This window comes from Arthrobacter sp. StoSoilB19 (assembly GCF_019977275.1).
Lineage (GTDB): Bacteria > Actinomycetota > Actinomycetes > Actinomycetales > Micrococcaceae > Arthrobacter.
The window spans coordinates 2,315,414-2,330,968 of sequence record NZ_AP024650.1; the positions used below are offsets into that span (position 1 = coordinate 2,315,414).

The 15,555-nt window shown below is 65.5% G+C and carries 16 protein-coding genes; 2 read left to right on the forward strand and 14 right to left on the reverse strand.

Annotated elements, in window-relative coordinates:
• Positions 1-563: 563 nt before the first annotated feature.
• Both LDO86_RS10570 and LDO86_RS10575 read left to right on the forward strand, forming a co-directional pair.
• The gene (locus tag LDO86_RS10570; protein WP_018772270.1) at positions 564-890 is read left to right on the forward strand and encodes a transposase; all 327 of its coding nucleotides are present in this window, start codon (positions 564-566) and stop codon (positions 888-890) included.
• Complete coding sequence (locus LDO86_RS10575; protein ID WP_018772269.1) at positions 887-1,741, forward strand: IS3 family transposase; 855 nt, start codon at positions 887-889, stop codon at positions 1,739-1,741. The genes LDO86_RS10570 and LDO86_RS10575 overlap by 4 nt, the downstream gene beginning before the upstream one ends.
• Positions 1,742-1,902: 161 nt before the next feature.
• Here LDO86_RS10575 and nusB read toward each other — a convergent pair whose 3' ends face one another.
• The 14 genes from nusB to LDO86_RS10645 all read right to left on the reverse strand — a co-directional run bounded on the left by nusB (position 1,903) and on the right by LDO86_RS10645 (position 15,492).
• Positions 1,903-2,313 carry a transcription antitermination factor NusB gene (nusB, locus tag LDO86_RS10580; protein WP_018769312.1) on the reverse strand — a complete coding sequence of 137 codons (411 nt, stop codon included), beginning with the start codon at positions 2,311-2,313 and terminating at the stop codon, positions 1,903-1,905.
• Positions 2,313-2,876, reverse strand: coding sequence for an elongation factor P (gene efp, locus LDO86_RS10585; protein WP_018769313.1), 564 nt, complete (start codon positions 2,874-2,876; stop codon positions 2,313-2,315). Before efp ends, nusB begins: the two co-directional genes overlap by 1 nt.
• Before the next feature lie 172 nt (positions 2,877-3,048).
• On the reverse strand, positions 3,049-3,567 hold the full coding sequence (locus LDO86_RS10590) for a hypothetical protein (protein ID WP_018769314.1): 519 nt from the start codon (positions 3,565-3,567) through the stop codon (positions 3,049-3,051).
• Positions 3,567-4,658, reverse strand: a complete 1,092-nt coding sequence (aroB, locus tag LDO86_RS10595; protein ID WP_018769315.1) for a 3-dehydroquinate synthase — start codon at positions 4,656-4,658, stop codon at positions 3,567-3,569. The genes LDO86_RS10590 and aroB overlap by 1 nt, the downstream gene beginning before the upstream one ends.
• Complete coding sequence (locus LDO86_RS10600; RefSeq protein WP_224083973.1) at positions 4,655-5,224, reverse strand: shikimate kinase; 570 nt, start codon at positions 5,222-5,224, stop codon at positions 4,655-4,657. The genes aroB and LDO86_RS10600 overlap by 4 nt, the downstream gene beginning before the upstream one ends.
• Positions 5,224-6,423 (reverse strand): chorismate synthase, encoded by a 1,200-nt coding sequence (aroC, locus tag LDO86_RS10605; protein WP_026265774.1) that lies wholly within the window; start codon positions 6,421-6,423, stop codon positions 5,224-5,226. The genes LDO86_RS10600 and aroC overlap by 1 nt, the downstream gene beginning before the upstream one ends.
• Before the next feature lie 23 nt (positions 6,424-6,446).
• A complete protein-coding gene (locus LDO86_RS10610; RefSeq protein WP_224083974.1) occupies positions 6,447-7,307 on the reverse strand; it encodes a shikimate dehydrogenase in 861 nt (286 codons plus the stop codon).
• Positions 7,304-9,040 carry an endolytic transglycosylase MltG gene (mltG, locus tag LDO86_RS10615; protein WP_018769319.1) on the reverse strand — a complete coding sequence of 579 codons (1,737 nt, stop codon included), beginning with the start codon at positions 9,038-9,040 and terminating at the stop codon, positions 7,304-7,306. Before mltG ends, LDO86_RS10610 begins: the two co-directional genes overlap by 4 nt.
• Entirely contained in the window at positions 9,037-9,636 is a 600-nt protein-coding gene (gene ruvX / locus LDO86_RS10620) for a Holliday junction resolvase RuvX (protein WP_018769320.1), read from the reverse strand. The genes mltG and ruvX overlap by 4 nt, the downstream gene beginning before the upstream one ends.
• Before the next feature lie 7 nt (positions 9,637-9,643).
• Positions 9,644-12,322, reverse strand: coding sequence for an alanine--tRNA ligase (alaS, locus tag LDO86_RS10625; protein ID WP_018769321.1), 2,679 nt, complete (start codon positions 12,320-12,322; stop codon positions 9,644-9,646).
• A gap of 123 nt (positions 12,323-12,445) precedes the next feature.
• Entirely contained in the window at positions 12,446-12,676 is a 231-nt protein-coding gene (locus tag LDO86_RS10630) for a DUF6167 family protein (protein ID WP_222430050.1), read from the reverse strand.
• Positions 12,677-12,693: 17 nt separating this feature from the next.
• Positions 12,694-13,068, reverse strand: a complete 375-nt coding sequence (locus LDO86_RS10635; protein ID WP_018769323.1) for a DUF948 domain-containing protein — start codon at positions 13,066-13,068, stop codon at positions 12,694-12,696.
• A gap of 144 nt (positions 13,069-13,212) precedes the next feature.
• Complete coding sequence (gene rpsD, locus LDO86_RS10640; protein WP_009357431.1) at positions 13,213-13,839, reverse strand: 30S ribosomal protein S4; 627 nt, start codon at positions 13,837-13,839, stop codon at positions 13,213-13,215.
• Positions 13,840-14,007: 168 nt separating this feature from the next.
• The gene (locus tag LDO86_RS10645; RefSeq protein WP_018769324.1) at positions 14,008-15,492 is read right to left on the reverse strand and encodes a replication-associated recombination protein A; all 1,485 of its coding nucleotides are present in this window, start codon (positions 15,490-15,492) and stop codon (positions 14,008-14,010) included.
• Between the last annotated feature and the right edge of the window lie 63 nt (positions 15,493-15,555).

Genomic DNA, 15,555 nt, shown 5'->3' on the forward strand with positions numbered 1-15,555 from the left:
CCTTGAGAGGTTAGGGCGGATACATCGTGTTCGGCGGGCTGTGGGTTGGGACCACAGTTATATTCGCGGTCGGCAAAGTGCACTTTGGACGGAACTTCCTTGGGCGACAGGACCCAGTCCGATGTCTGTTGATGGACGTTCCATAGCCGGACGCCGGCAAAAATGCCCGCCAGCACCAACACGGAAACCATCAAAGACAAAGCGATTCGCGTCCCCCGGCTCATGGACCAAACGATCCACGAATACGGCATGAAGGTCAATGAACGGGCTAAACCCAGGTGCAGCTCTCGTACCCCTTCGCTTGGCAGGTAGTACAAACACGCAGAAGTCCCCGCCCCAAATGAACTGCTCCCCGGAAGTTGGACTGAGAAATTCAGTTCCGACTTCCGGGGAGCAGTTTTATGCATGCACGTAGTTCGTTGTCTGAGGTTCAACGTGAGGCCGCTGTAGCGTGGTTTGAGAAGGGCATCGCGGATAGTGCGGCGGCGACGTTGCTAGGGGTGTCCCGCCCGCCGATAAGGGTTCTCTATCGGCGGTGGAAGATCCATGGTCGAGGAGCGCTGGTGGCCAAGCCGACGAAACAGGTGTACTCGTTCGAATTCAAGCTCGCGCTGGTTGAACGGTTTATCGCCGGTGAGACTGCCCCGGATCTCGCGGCGGAGGTGGGTTTGTCCTCGCCCACGCTACTGAAGACGTGGGCCCGGGCGTATCGCCGCGAGGGCCCGGACGCATTACGTCCCAAGTCCAAGGGCAGGCCTAAGGCACCTGATGCCCCGCAGCCGGCCGAGGTATCGGAACTGGAGCGGTTACGGCGGGAGAACGAACGGTTGCGGGCGGAAGTGGCTTACCTGGGAAAATTGCGGGCCTTGAGGGCGCAGGAACGACGGTGAAGGTCCAAGCCCTCATCGCTCTCAAGGCTGACTTCCCGCTTCCGGTCCTGCTGCAGGCAGCATCTCTTGCCAGATCGACGTTCTTCTATCATCAGGCACGCATCCAAGGCCCTGATCCGCAGGAGTTCATCAAGGCCGCTGTCAGGGAAATTTTCGAGAAGAACCATGGCCGGTACGGGCACCGGCGGGTCCACACCGAGATGGTCAAGCAAGGGTGGACGGTCGCGAAAAAGACCGTTCTGAAGCTCATGCGGTCCCTGAATCTGGTGTGCAAGGTCCGGCGGAAGAAGCGTTATAACTCCTACCAGGGCGGGCAGGGCCGGGTTGCTCCGAACGTGTTGAACCGGGAGTTCGAGGCTGATGCCCCGAACCGGAAGTGGGTAACGGATGTGACGGAGTTCAGCGTCGGCGACCGTAAGCTCTACCTTTCGCCGGTTATGGATCTTTTCGACCGGCAGATCATCTCCTACTCGATCAGCCCGTCTCCGAATCTGGAGCTCACCAATAATTCGCTGCGCCAGGCCCTTGCCTGCCTTGAGGATAACCAGCAGCCACTCGTGCATTCGGACCAGGGCTTCCAGTACCAGCACGTCTCGTGGCGAAAACTCTTACAGGAAGCCGGCGCGAGCCAGTCGATGTCACGCAAGGGCAACTGCTACGACAACGCCGTGATGGAAAACTTCTTCGGCCACCTTAAGGAAGAGCTCTTCCACCACGTGCGATACCTCAGCACCGACGCCTTGGCAGGGGCACTGCACGAATACATCCGCTGGTACAACACCGAAAGAATCTCGACAAAGCTCAAGGGCCTGAGCCCGGTGCAATACCGGACCCAGACCCTCGCGGCTTAGGCTCTTATTTAGTCAGTCCAACTTCCGGGGAGCAGTTCAAAATGGGACGGGGACTTCTGCGAAGAGCCGATCGCTGGCCGCTAAGGTGGATACATCGCATTTGCGAGTCCAACTTTCGGGGACCAGTTCAGATGGCGGGGCCCTGTTGCGTGGTGGAAAGGCTACGCGAGCAGCGAAGGCTTCAGCTGCTGCAGCCGGCCCAGCAGGCCGTTGATGAACTGCGGCGACTCGTCCGTGGACAACGTCTTGGCCAGCGCGACGGCCTCACTGACCGCCACGCCGTCGGGGACGTCGTCGTTGTAGAGCAGCTCCCAGGTGCCGATGCGCAGGATGATGCGGTCTACGGACGGCATCCGCTCCAGGCTCCAGCCCTGCGAGTACGTCTCCAGGAACTCGTCAATGGCTGCCTGCTGGGAAAGCACGCCTTCGACGATTTCCAGGGTGTAGGGGTTGACCACCTGGTCGGTCTTTTCCCGGCGCGCACGAAGCACGTCGAACGCCGAAACGGAGCGCTGCTCCGCCTCGAAAAGAACATCCAGTGCCCTGTTGCGGGCTTTACCGCGGGCGCTCACTACTCAGTGACCCGGCCCAGGTAGCTGCCGTCGCGGGTGTCCACCTTGACCTTGGTGTTGTTCTCGATGAACAGCGGAACCTGGATCTCGTAGCCGGTCTCCAGCGTGGCGGGCTTGGTACCCGCGGAAGAGCGGTCACCCTGCAGGCCCGGCTCGGTGTAGGTGATTTCGAGGACGACGCTCGGCGGCAGTTCAATGTAGAGGGGGTTGCCGTCGTGGATGGCAATGTTGACCATCTGGTTCTCGAGCATGAAGTTGGTGGCGTCGCCCACCGTGGCACCGGAGACGGTGATCTGGTCGTAGTCGGAGGTGTCCATGAAGACGAAGTCCGCACCGTCCTGGTACAGGTACTGGTAGTCGCGGCGGTCCACGGTGGCCGTCTCGATCTTGAGCCCGGCGTTGAAGGTCTTGTCAACAACCTTGCCGGACATCACGTTGCGCATCTTGGTCCGCACAAAGGCGCCGCCCTTGCCGGGCTTGACGTGCTGGAATTCGATGACGTTCCAGAGCTGGCCCTCAAGCTTCAGGACCGTTCCGTTCTTAATGTCGTTAGTGGTTGCCACTGGTTTCCTCTGGTTTCTTTGTCTGGCCGCGTGGTCAGATGCTGTATGCCGGGCGGGCACGCCACAACGGCCCGCCTGCACGTGTTTGTCAAAAATCGCGTGGATGCAAAAATTCCACAACCATTCTACCGGTAAATCGGAGCGGGCCTTTCCGCCGGCGCTGCCGGCCGGCTCAGCAGGCCAGGTCCAGGACGTCCCTGGCACGCTGGAGGGCCACCGTGGAGGAATAGATCTGGGCGGCATCCGCCGATTGCGCCACCCCCAGGTCAAGCGCCCTGGAGAAGGACTCCACCGCCGCGGAGGTTTGGCCGGCTGCGTACTGCGTGCGGCCCAGGTACAGCAGGGCCAGGGCCTCCCGCGGCGTGCCGTGCGCCTCAGCCAGGAGCTGCCGGAACAACCCAATGGCACGGTCCATGCGGTGGCTGACGCTGAGCACCTCGGCTTCGAACACACGGAGCAGGAATGATTCCGGGTCCTTGAAGCGTGCCTCGGCCAGCAGTTCGGCAGCTTCGGACGCGTGGCCCTCAACCAGCAGCACGAAGATGTGGTCAGCGGGGTCGGTGGAGGCGGCCAACGCCTCCCGCACCGCGTCCTCGTTGACGACCTGGGGCAGCAGCGTGTCCGGATTGATCCGGATACCCGGGAAGCCGGCCTCGGGCCAGTCGGAGGTTCCGCTCATGTTGCCCTGCATCAGGAGGCAATTTCCTGGTAGGCCGCAAACAGCAGCGAGGTGTCCGGGACGTCGAGGATCCCCGGTTTGGCGATGCCGTCAAGCACCACGAAGCGCAGCAGGTCGCCGCGGGATTTCTTATCGCGCCGCATCCCGTCCAGCAGGCCCTGCCAACGGTCCCGCCGGTAGGTGACCGGGAGCCCAAGGCCTTCCAGGATGCTCCGGTGCCGGTCGGCGTCGGTATCGCTGAGCCGGCCCACGCTGCGGGCAAGTTCCGCTGCGAACATCATGCCCACGGACACGGCGGCGCCGTGCCGCCAGGAATACCGTTCCACCAGTTCGATGGCGTGTCCCAGGGTGTGTCCGTAGTTCAGGATTTCCCGCAGCCCGGACTCTTTGAGGTCCTCGGAAACAACTTTCGCCTTGACGGCGATAGCCCGCTCGATGAGTTCCCGGAGCACGTCGGAGCGCGGGTCAACCACGGTGGCCGGGTCCTTTTCCACCAGGTCAAGAATGGCGGGATCGGCAATAAAGCCGCACTTGATCACCTCGGCCAGTCCGGAAATGATCTCGTTCTTCGGCAGCGTGTCCAGGGTGTCCAGGTCCGCCAGGACGGCGGCGGGCGGGTGGAAGGCGCCGACGAGGTTCTTCCCCTCCGCGGTATTGATGCCGGCCTTGCCGCCCACGGACGCGTCCACCATTCCCAGCAGGCTGGTGGGCATGTGGATGACTTTGACCCCCCGCAGCCAGGTGGCGGCGACGAAGCCTGCCAGGTCGGTCACTGCCCCGCCGCCGACGGCGACGATGGCGTCCGAGCGGGTGAAGTCGTTTTGGCCCAGGACCTGCCAGCAGAAAGCTGCCACCTGGATGTGCTTGCCTTCTTCGGCGTCCGGGATTTCGGCGGTGAGGGAGGTGAAACCGGCGGCTGCGAGTTCATCGCGGACGGTGTCGCCGGTGAGGCGCAGGGCGCGGGGGTGGATCACCAGGACCCGGCGGACGCGCTCCCCGAGCAGCGCGGGAAGGTCACCAAGCAGGCCGCGCCCGACGACGACGCCGTAGTTGTTGCCGGCACCCTCGCCGGTGACGTTGATGACTGTTGATTGGGTGTTCACTTTTCAACTTCCTGTTTGGCAGCTGCGTGGTTCCGCAGTGCTGCTTCCAGCCGGCCGCCGAGCTCGGGTATCGAGCCATGGCGGACGTCCAGGGTGATGTCGGCCAGCTTCTCGTAGACCGGCCTGCGGGTGGCGAACATTGCTGTCCAGCGGCCCATGGCGTCGCCGGCAAGGAGCGGCCGGCCGGAGTTCCGGGCAATCCGGTCGGCGACGGTGTCGGCGTCGCACTCCAGGTACACGACGGTGCAGTGGCTGATCAGCTGCTGCGTCCCCGAGTCGAGCACCGCTCCCCCGCCGAGCGAAATAACAGTGGGTGTCCCTTCGGCTTCCTCAACGGCGCGGGCGACGGTCCGCGCCTCAATTTCCCGGAAGGCGTGTTCACCGCGGCCCGCGAAGATCTCGGCGATGGATCCATGCCCGGCAACGATCACGGCGTCCGTGTCGACAAACCGGACGCCCAGCTGCTGCGCCAGCAGCTGGCCGATGGCCGATTTGCCCACGGCCATGGGGCCGATGAGCACAATCGGCCGGTCGCCGACAGATCCGGTACTGCTGCGGTGGAGCACTACTGGCCGATCGAGTCCAGGGATGCCGGGATGTTGTCCAGGTAACCCTTGATGTTGCGTGCGGTTTCCGCCACTGAGTCACCGCCGAACTTTTCGATGACGGCCTCGGCGAGGACCAGGGCCACCATGGCCTCGGCCACCACGCCGGCGGCCGGGACTGCACAAACGTCCGAGCGCTGGTGGTGGGCCTTGGCGGGTTCACCGGTGCTGACGTCGATAGTCCGCAGGGCACGCGGCACGGTGGCGATGGGCTTCATGGCTGCACGGACGCGGAGGACATCCCCGATGCTCATGCCGCCTTCGATGCCGCCGGCACGGTTGCTGGCGCGCACAATCCGGCCGCCGCCGTCGCGGACGATCTCGTCATGGGCGGCAGAACCGCGGCGGGCTGCGGTGAGGAAGCCGTCGCCCACCTCCACGCCTTTGATGGCCTGGATCCCCATGAGGGCCGCAGCAAGCCTGGCGTCCAGCCGGCGGTCCCAGTGCACGTAGCTGCCAAGTCCCGGCGGGAGGCCGTAGGCAAGGACCTCCACCACGCCGCCCAGTGTTTCGCCTTCCTTGTGCGCGGCGTCCACCTCGGCCACCATGGCGTTCGACGTGTCACGGTCGAAGCAGCGCAGGGGGTCGGTATCCAGGGCAATGACATCGCCCGGTACGGGCAACGGACGGCCTTCGGGCACCGTCACGCTGGCAATGGACACGGTGTGGCTGACGAGCTCAATGCCGAGGTGCTTGAGGAACTGCGCCGCTACGGTGCCCAGCGCCACCCGGGTGGCGGTCTCCCGCGCGCTGGCGCGTTCCAGCACCGGACGCGCTTCGTCGAAGCCGTACTTCTGCATGCCGGTGAAGTCCGCGTGCCCCGGACGGGGACGCGTCAGGGGCGCGTTGCGCGCCTGGTCGGCGAGGAGTTCGGGGGCCACCGGGTCGGCGGACATGATCTGCTCCCATTTGGGCCATTCGGTGTTTCCCACCTGGATGGCAACGGGGCCGCCCTGGGTGATGCCGTGCCGGACACCGCCGAGGATGGTGACCACGTCCTGCTCGAACTTCATCCGCGCACCGCGGCCGTAGCCAAGGCGGCGGCGGGCCAGGGAGTCTGCGATGTGCCCGCTGGTGATTTCCACACCGGCGGGGACGCCCTCAATAATTCCCATCAGAGCCGGACCATGGGATTCACCGGCAGTCAACCAACGCATAATTTCCATCCTGCCACGTAGGGCGGTCAGAACGCCCGCCGGGCAAGGCCGACTGCGTCACACATCACATCTATGACAGCTGCATTAACGTCTTCCCCGCGACGGGTGAAGAGCCGCACCTGCTCCACTGCCTGGTAAAGCAACATCTCCAGCCCCGGCACCACGCGGCCACCGCCGGCCTGCCATACCGAGGCAACCAGGCTGGGCCACGGATCGTAGGCAACATCCAGCAGCACGCCGGGCGTCGGAGCTTTCAAGGCGGCCACTTCGGCTGCGAGTCCGTCTGCCGCACGGGGCGGCAGGGTGGAAATCACGACGTCGGCTTCCGACGTGGGGCGCGCGGCTCCAGCCAGGGGGCGGACCTCCAGGGCAACTCCCAGGCTGTCCGCGGCTGCACGGACATCTGCTGTGCGTGAGGCATCGCGGACGAAGACCTGCACCGTTCGGGTGCCCAGTTCCTTCAGGGCAGCGATGGCCGATGCAGCGGTCCCGCCGCCACCAAGGATGACAGCCGTTGGTGCTGCGGGGGTGCCCGCATGGCACAGGGCGTTGACGATCCCGGCAACGTCCGTGTTGGAGCCCACCGTCCTGATGCCGCCGGCTGAGTCCTCGAAGGTAACGGTGTTCACCACGCCCAGGGTCTGCGCGACTCCCCGTACCTCGTCCACTTCCTGGAGCATCGCCGTCTTCAACGGCATCGTGACGGAGAGCCCGCGCCAGCCCGGCTGGTGCCGGATCTGGCGCATGAAGGACGGCAGCAACTCCTCTGTGACGTCGATGGCCGTGTAGCTGATGCCCGCACCCAGCTGCCCGTATGCCGAGAGATGCAGCGCCGGGGATTTCGAGTGGCTGATCGGGTGGCCCAGCACGGCAGCCCGCAAAGTCATGTGCAGCGGCCCGCGTTGGCCTGGCACCACGCGTTGTACTGCTCGACGTACGCGTTGTGTTCAGCCAGTGTCTTGGCGAACTTGGTTTCCTTGGTGTCCAAATTGATGGTCACCCAGTACAGGTAGTCATTGGCCTTGGGCCGGGCGGCCGCATCGATGGCGGTCTTGCCGGGAGAACCGATGGGTCCCGGCGGCAGCCCCGGATTGGCGTAGGTGTTGTAGGGGTTGGACTTGTCCTGGCGCTGCTCGTCCGTGAAGTTGAAGCTCCGGGTGCCAAGGCCGTACGTGACGGCGGAGTCAACCTGAAGAAAGCCACCGGTCTGGTCATTGGGCTTGAGCCGGTTGTAAATGGCGCCCGCCACGTCACCGTAGTCTGCCTGTCCGCCCTCGGCCTGGACAATGCTGGCCACGATAACGGCCTGGTACTGCTTGGCGGGGTCCGTGATGCCCTGCGACACGAGTTCATCGGTAGTGGACTTTACCAGCGCCTGCAGGATGTCCTTGGCCGGGGTTCCCAGCGGGAAACGGTACTCACCCGGTGCCAGGTAGCCTTCGAGGTTCTTGGCGTTGGCGGGCAGGCCAAACTGTGCGGGCTGGTTGCTGAGGGACTGCAGCTGCTGCACGGAAATCCCCGAGCCCTCCGAGATCGCCTGCAGCGATTCGCCAATCCTGAGGCCCGCGCTAAGGGCGAAGTAGATGACCTTCGTCTTGTCCTTGCCCGCCAGGATGTTGACCGCGTCCGCGTTCTTCATCTCGGTTTTGAAGGTGTAGTCGCCCGGCGACAATGTGCCGCCGGAGGCATGGAACGCCTGCATGAACGTGTCGGCGTTGGCCACGACGCGCTGGTTCTCCAGTTCCGTGGCGACAGATCGGGTTCCCTCGCCGCTTGCCACCGTGATCCGGACCTCACCCGATCCGGGACCCGGGAAGTCCGAAGGCTTGCCGTTGCCCAGGAGTGGCTTGAGGAACTGGGCTCCCACGGCCACAGCCGCCACAAAAACGGCAAGGGTCAGGAACAGGGCGAGCAGCCTGCGCCGGCGCCGGACCTTCTTCGAGGGGCGCGGCACTACCTGGGCTGCCGATGAGCCGGGCAGCAATCCATGGTCCGCGTCGTGGTGGTGGACATCGTGGTGCGGCGCGTCCACGTGGGCATCGTCGTGGTATCCGGCGGCGTGGTGGACATGGTCGTCGTCCACTTCCTGGTAGTCGTGCAGGTCCGGGTGGTGCAGGTCCGCTTCATGGTGCACATGGTCTTGGTGCCCGACGGCGTCGTGGTGCAGGGCGGCTTCATGGTGCACATCGTCATGAAGCGTGACAGCGTCATGGTGTCCGACGGCGCCATGGCCGCCGACGTTGCCATGGTGCGGGACGTCGTCGTGATGTCCAAGGGGCGCAGGGGCGTCCGGGGCGGCAGCGTCGCCGTCGAAAGGGTCCGTGTGGGTAGGACCTGCGGGCTCTTCGTCCTGGATGGACGGGGGTGCCTCCGGTGCCGCAGGAACATCACCTGCGCCGGGCAGCGGAGCAAACGTGGGCGCCGCTGCGGGCGACGGCGCCGCAGGCGGTGCGGCCGGGGGCGGCGGGACGTCGCCGGTTTCATAGGCCTGCTCGGGCACGGCGTCCTGGCCACCGGTATTGAGGCTCTTCTCCCGTGCCCGCAGTTCCTTGCGGGTCAACGGCCTCCCAGCCCCGGTATCCAGCCGGCCGAAGGTGTCGTCAATGTTGGCAGGGCTCACTGTTGCCTTCCATTATCTGAAGATTGGGCCGTGTCTGCGGGGATGGCGCGGACGGTTTCGTCCGTCCCACCGGCCCCCAGGTCCACGGACGGGGGTGGCGCTGTCACGCGTGAGCCGACATCCGCTCCCCTGGCTTTCTGCATGTCGATGGCGTGCTGAAGAATACCCGCCGCCGCGACCTGATCCACTACTTTACGGTGGTCCCTGCTGCTCATGCCAGCTTCGTGCAGGTTCCGGTGGGCCGTGACACTGCTGAGGCGCTCATCCACGAGGTTCACCGGAACGGCGAGACCGCGCCGTGAAAACTCCGCGGCGAGGAGGAGGGCATAGTCCGTGGCCATCCTGGCCGAGGCATGTTCTTCGCCCTTCATCGTCCTGGGCAGCCCGACGATAACCTGCACCGCGCCGAGTTCCTCCGCCAGTTTGGCGATGACGCGCACGTCCGAGTTTTTCCTGGCATTCCGGTCGAGGGTCTTGTACGGCGTGGCAAGGATGGAGTCGCGGTCGCAGACGGCCACGCCCACCCGGACGGTGCCGACGTCCACCCCCAGTTTGACGCCCCGGGGGTAGCCGCCGGCAGCAACAGGATCGGTCATAACGTGGTTAGCGCCTTGAAATGGCGTCGACGACGGCTGCCAGGGCAGCGCCGACCTTTCCGGCGTCGGTTCCGCCGCCTTGGGCGACGTCGTCCTTGCCGCCGCCACCACCTCCGAGGACACCGGCAGCCACCCGGACCAGGGCACCGGCCTTGACGCCGGCCTCCCTGGCTGCCTCATTGGTGGCTACCAGGATCAGGGGACGGTCGTTAGCGACGCCGGCGACAGCCACGGCGGCAGCTGCCGAACCGAGCCGGTCGCGCAGGTCAAGGGCCAGGCCGCGAAGGTCGTCGGCTCCGCTGACGGTGCCGGCGTCGTGGGCCAGCACCTTGACGCCTGCGGCGTCCTGGGCGGTGTTGACCAGCTGCGCAGCGGAAGCGGCCAGCTGTTCTTTGCGGAGCCGGTCCAGTTCCTTCTCGGTGGCCTTCAACTTGGCCAGGGTGGCGGAAATCCTGTCGGCGAGCTGGCCGGACGGGACCTTCAACAGGTCCGTCAGTTCGGTCACCAGGGCACGCTCAGCCGCAAGGTGGCGGAAGGCCTCCATGCCAACGAAAGCCTCCACGCGGCGGTTGCCCGAGCCGACGGACTGTTCGCCCAGGAGCGACAGGCTGCCGATCAGCGAGGTGTTGGCAACGTGGGTGCCGCCGCACAGCTCGCGTGACCACGCGCCGTCGATCTCCACCACGCGCACCTCGCTGCCGTAGTTCTCCCCGAAAAGGGCCATGGCGCCCATGGCCTTCGCTTCGGCCAGCCCCATGATCTTCGTTTCCACCGCGTAGTTGTTGCGGATGGCCAGGTTGGAGACTTCCTCGATTTCGGACCGCGTGGCGGTGCTCAGGCCTTCGCCCCAGGCGAAGTCGAAGCGCAGGTACCCCGCCTTGTTGAAGGATCCACGCTGGGTGGCCTCCGGACCAAGGATCTGGTGCAGCGCGGCATGCACGATGTGCGTGCCCGTGTGGGCCTGCTCAGCGGCATGGCGGCGTTCACGGTCGACGGCGGCGCGCACCAGCGAGTCAGCGCCGATTTCGCCTTCGCGGACAATCGCCTTGTGGACACTCAGGCCCTTCACGGGCCGCTGGACGTCCAGGACCTCGACGACGAATCCGTCACCGGTGATCAGGCCGGTGTCGGCGGCCTGGCCGCCGGCTTCGGCGTAGAAGGGGGTTTCGGCCAGGACGAGTTCGATCTCGTCGCCGGTGGCGGCCTGCTGCACCTGGCGGCCGGCGCTGAGCAGGCCGCGAACGCGCGACTCGCCCTCAAGCTCGGTGTACCCGGTGAAGACCGTCTCGCCCTGGGCCAGGATGTCCTGGAAGACGGTGAGGTCGGCGTGGCCGCCCTTCTTGCCCTTGGCATCGGCCTGGGCGCGCTGGCGCTGTTCCTGCATGAGGCCGCGGAAGGCCGCCTCATCCACTTTGAGTCCCGCTTCCTCCGCCATCTCCAGCGTGAGGTCGATGGGGAAGCCGTAAGTGTCGTGCAGCGTGAAGGCGTCCGCACCGGACAGCGGCTTATTGGCGGCTTTGGATTCCTTCACGGCCTCTTCCAACCGGGCGGTGCCGGACGCGATGGTGCGCAGGAACGCCTTCTCTTCGGCGTAGGCAATGCGGCTGATCCGGTCGAAATCGGTCGCCACCACCGGGTAGACGCCCTTCATGGCGTCGCGCGATACGGGCAGCAGATCAGGCAGGCAGGCCTGTTCCACACCCAGGAGGCGCATGGAACGGACGGCACGCCGGATGAGGCGGCGCAGGACGTATCCGCGGCCCTCGTTGGAGGGGGTCACGCCGTCGGAGATCAGCATCAGTGCCGACCGGATGTGGTCGGCCACCACGCGCATGCGCACGTCGTCGGTGTGGTGGGGATCGTCCGGGGTTTCGGCGGAGGTGTATTCCCTGCCGGACAGTTCGGCGGCCTTGTCGATGACCGGCCGCACCTGGTCGGTCTCGTACATGTTCTCGACGCCCTGCAGGATCATGGCAAGGCGTTCCATGCCCAGGCCCGTGTCGATGTTCTTCTTGGGCAGCTCGCCGACGACGTCGAAGTCCACCTTGGAGCGGACGTTTTCGATCTGGTACTGCATGAACACCAGGTTCCAGATCTCGACGTAGCGGTTCTCGTCGGCGATGGGGCCGCCGTCAACGCCGTAGGCGGGACCGCGGTCGTAGTAGATCTCGGAGCAGGGGCCGGCGGGTCCGGGCTGGCCGGTGTGCCAGTAGTTGTCCGACTTGCCCATCCGCTGGATGCGTTCAGCCGGGACGCCGGTGTTCTTCAGCCACAGTTCCTCGGCTTCGTCGTCCTCTTCGTAGACCGTCACCCACAGACGTTCGGGCGCAAGGCCGTAGCCGCCGTCGTCAACGCTCTTGGTGAGGAGCTCCCAGGCGAACTTGATGGCGTCTTCCTTGAAGTAGTCGCCGAACGAGAAGTTGCCGCACATCTGGAAGAAGGTGCCGTGGCGGGCAGTCTTGCCCACTTCCTCGATGTCGCCGGTGCGGATGCACTTCTGCACGCTGGTGGCGCGGGAGTAGGGCGCTTCTTCGCGGGCAGTGAGGTACGGAATGAACGGGACCATGCCGGCCACCGTGAACAGCAGGGAGGGGTCGCTGGAGACCAGCGATGCGGAGGGAACCGCCGTGTGGCCCTTGCTGACAAAAAAGTCCACCCAGCGCTTTGTGATCTCCTGCGACTTCATGAGCTGTTTTCTTACCCTTCTTGGTCCGTCCCGCCGGGCGGCACGGAAATTTCGTTCAGGTGGCAAGGTTCCCGGATCGGGTTCCTGCCGGTTGTTGGCTGGTGCCGGTTGTGCCCCGCGGGCTCAGCGGCGGACCAGTTCCGCGGACTCGACGCCAAGGGCGGTCCGCAGGTCGGTTTCCCGTTCGCGCATCCCTGCGCGGACGGCATCCGCGAAGTCGTACACCCCGTCGGCAAGACGCCCTACCGCACGGTTGAGGCCCTCAGGTCCAAGAGTGGACTGGGCCTGGCTCACTTTGCGGAAGGCAATGACCCCAATGGCCACGCCGATTCCCATCCAGACAATTCTTTTCATATTCGTTCTCTTCGAATCTAGCGGCTGCGGCGGCCGGCAGCGGGCTTCCGGCGGTTGGCGACGGCGCTGCGCACGCCGTAGCTGAACGCCGCAACCTTGATCAGCGGCGAGCCCACCGTGGCGGCCACCAGCGAGGACAGGGCGGAAATGTTGGCGGATGCGTCGGAGACGTTGGACGCGATACCGTCCACCTTCTTCAACTGCTGGTTGGTGGTGGAAACGGTGGCCGTTACCTCATCCATCAGGGGCGTGGCGCCGTCGCTGATGGACCTGATGGCAGTCCGCACTTCGTCGAAGACTTTCCCCAGCTTCAGGATGGGGACCGCGAGCAGCAGCACCAGGAGCGCGAACACCCCGGCAGCGATCAGGCCGGCAATATCGCCACCAGTCATAGACGTTCATCTCCTCGAAATTCTGTGATTGAGCCCCATCCGCGGCGTGACGGAATGCCCGTTGCGCAGATGTCCCCCAAGTACCTTACATACAAAGAAGCCCGCGGCGCGTGCCACGGGCTTCTTTGGATACGCTGCTGGGATTTAGCGTGCGTAGAATTCGACGACGAGCTGCTCTTCGCAGGTCACCGGGATTTCCGAACGCTTGGGGCGGCGGACCAGGCGTGCCTGCAGGGCTTCCAGCTTGACGTCCAGGTAGGCCGGAACGGCAGGCAGGACGTCGCGGTGTGCGCCGGCTGCGGCAACCTGGAGCGGAACCATGGTCTCGCTGCGGCTGTGGACGTGGACCAGCTGGCCCTCGCCGACGCGGAACGACGGGCGGTCAACGCGGACGCCGTCAACCATGATGTGGCGGTGCACAACCAGCTGGCGGGCCTGGGCGATGGTGCGGGCGAAGCCGGCACGCAGGACCAGGGCGTCGAGACGCATTTCGAGCAGCTCGATGAGGTTTTCACCGGTCAGGCCCTTGGTGCGGCGGGCTTCTTCGAAGGCACGGGTCATCTGTGCTTCACGGATGCCGTACTGGGCGCGCAGACGCTGCTTTTCGCGCAGACGTACGGCGTAGTCGGAGTCCTGCTTCTTGCGGGCACGGCCATGCTCACCGGGGCCGTACGGGCGGCGCTCCATGTACTTGGCGGCCTTGGGGGTCAGAGCGATGCCGAGGGACCGCGAGAGGCGGGCCTGACGGCGAGCACGAGTGTTGTTAGCCACTAGTGTCCTTCCAATATCTGCGGTGTGTCAGTGTTACTGGCCTCCACGATGGAGAGCATCGGCCAACCGCTGCCTTTTGCTACTGGGCGCAGGGCATAACCTTCTCAACGAATTGGGGAGATTGTGCGTCCGTGCCTTGCCAGACGAACATCCAGCCTACCATGGCGGCTACTTGCCCCGCACAATCTTCCGCAACCGCTCCAGCCGCTGGGCGATGTCCCGTTCCGCTCCGTTGCCGGTGGGCTGGTAGTAGTCCCGGCCCACCAGGTCGTCCGGCGGGTACTGCTGCGTTGCCACCGCGTGCGGGGCGTCGTGGGCGTACTTGTACCCCACGCCGTGTCCCAGCTGCTTGGAGCCCGGGTAGTGCGCATCCCGCAGATGCGCGGGAATGCCGACGCCGAGTCCCGCGCGCACGTCCGCGATGGCTTTGTTGATGCCCATGTAGGCGGCATTCGATTTTGGCGCGGTGGCGAGGTGGACCACGGCCTCAGCCAGGATGATCCGCCCCTCCGGCATCCCGATCAGCTGCACCGCCTGCGCCGCGGCCACGGCGGTCTGCAGCGCCGTGGGGTCGGCCATGCCCACATCCTCTGCCGCCGAGATGACGATCCGCCGCGCCACGAACCGCGGGTCCTCCCCGGCTTCAAGCATCCGGGCAAGGTAATGCAGGGCAGCATCCACGTCCGAGCCCCTGATGGACTTGATGAATGCGCTGGCCACGTCGTAGTGCTGGTCACCGGCACGGTCATAGCGGACGGCGGCCGCATCCAGCGCACGCTCGGTGTGGCGCAACTCCACGGTGACCGGCTCAGCGGTGACCGGCTCAGCAGCTGCACCCTCCTCCCCCACGGAACGTTCGACGTCGTCCGCGTCACCGAAGGCGACGCCGGCCGCAGCCTCCAATGCAGTGAGCGCCCTTCGCGCGTCCCCGCCGGACAGCCGGACCAGGTGTTCCAGCGATTCGTCGCTGAGCCGGACCTTCCCGCCCAGCCCGCGCGGGTCCTCGACGGCCCGCACCAGCAGGCCCTCGATGTCGGCATCCGTCAGCGGCCTGAGCGTGAGGAGCAGGGAGCGGGACAGCAGGGGTGAGACCACCGAAAAGGAAGGATTCTCCGTGGTGGCAGCCACCAGGACCACCCAACGGTTTTCGACGCCGGGAAGCAGCGCGTCCTGCTGGGCCTTGTTGAAGCGGTGGATCTCGTCAAGGAACAGCACCGTGGTGGTCTTGTACAGGTCCCTGGCCGTCAGGGCGTCGTCCATGACGCGGCGGACGTCCTTGACGCCGGCGGTGATGGCGGACAGTTCCACGAATTTCCGTCCCGGTCCGCGCGCGATGACGTGCGCCAGCGTGGTCTTTCCCGTACCGGGCGGCCCCCAGAGGATGAGGGAGGTGGGACCGGCCGGGCCCGTACTGTCCGCCCCGGCGCCTGCGGCCAGCTGCCGCAGCGGCGAACCCTGGCCGAGCAGGTGCTGCTGGCCCACCACTTCGTCCAGGGTGCGGGGCCGCATCCGGACGGCCAGCGGACTGCGCGGCGAACCTTGGCTACGGGAACCCTGCCCCCTGGAACCCTGGCCCCCGGAACCGGTGCTTGCCCCGGAGACGGGACCGTCGTCGTCGTCGTTTTCTGGTCCGTGCCCGAAGAGATCATCCACATAGATAGGCTACTTCCAGTCCACCGCTGCTTTTCGCCTCCGTCTTCCGCCCGGCCCTGACAC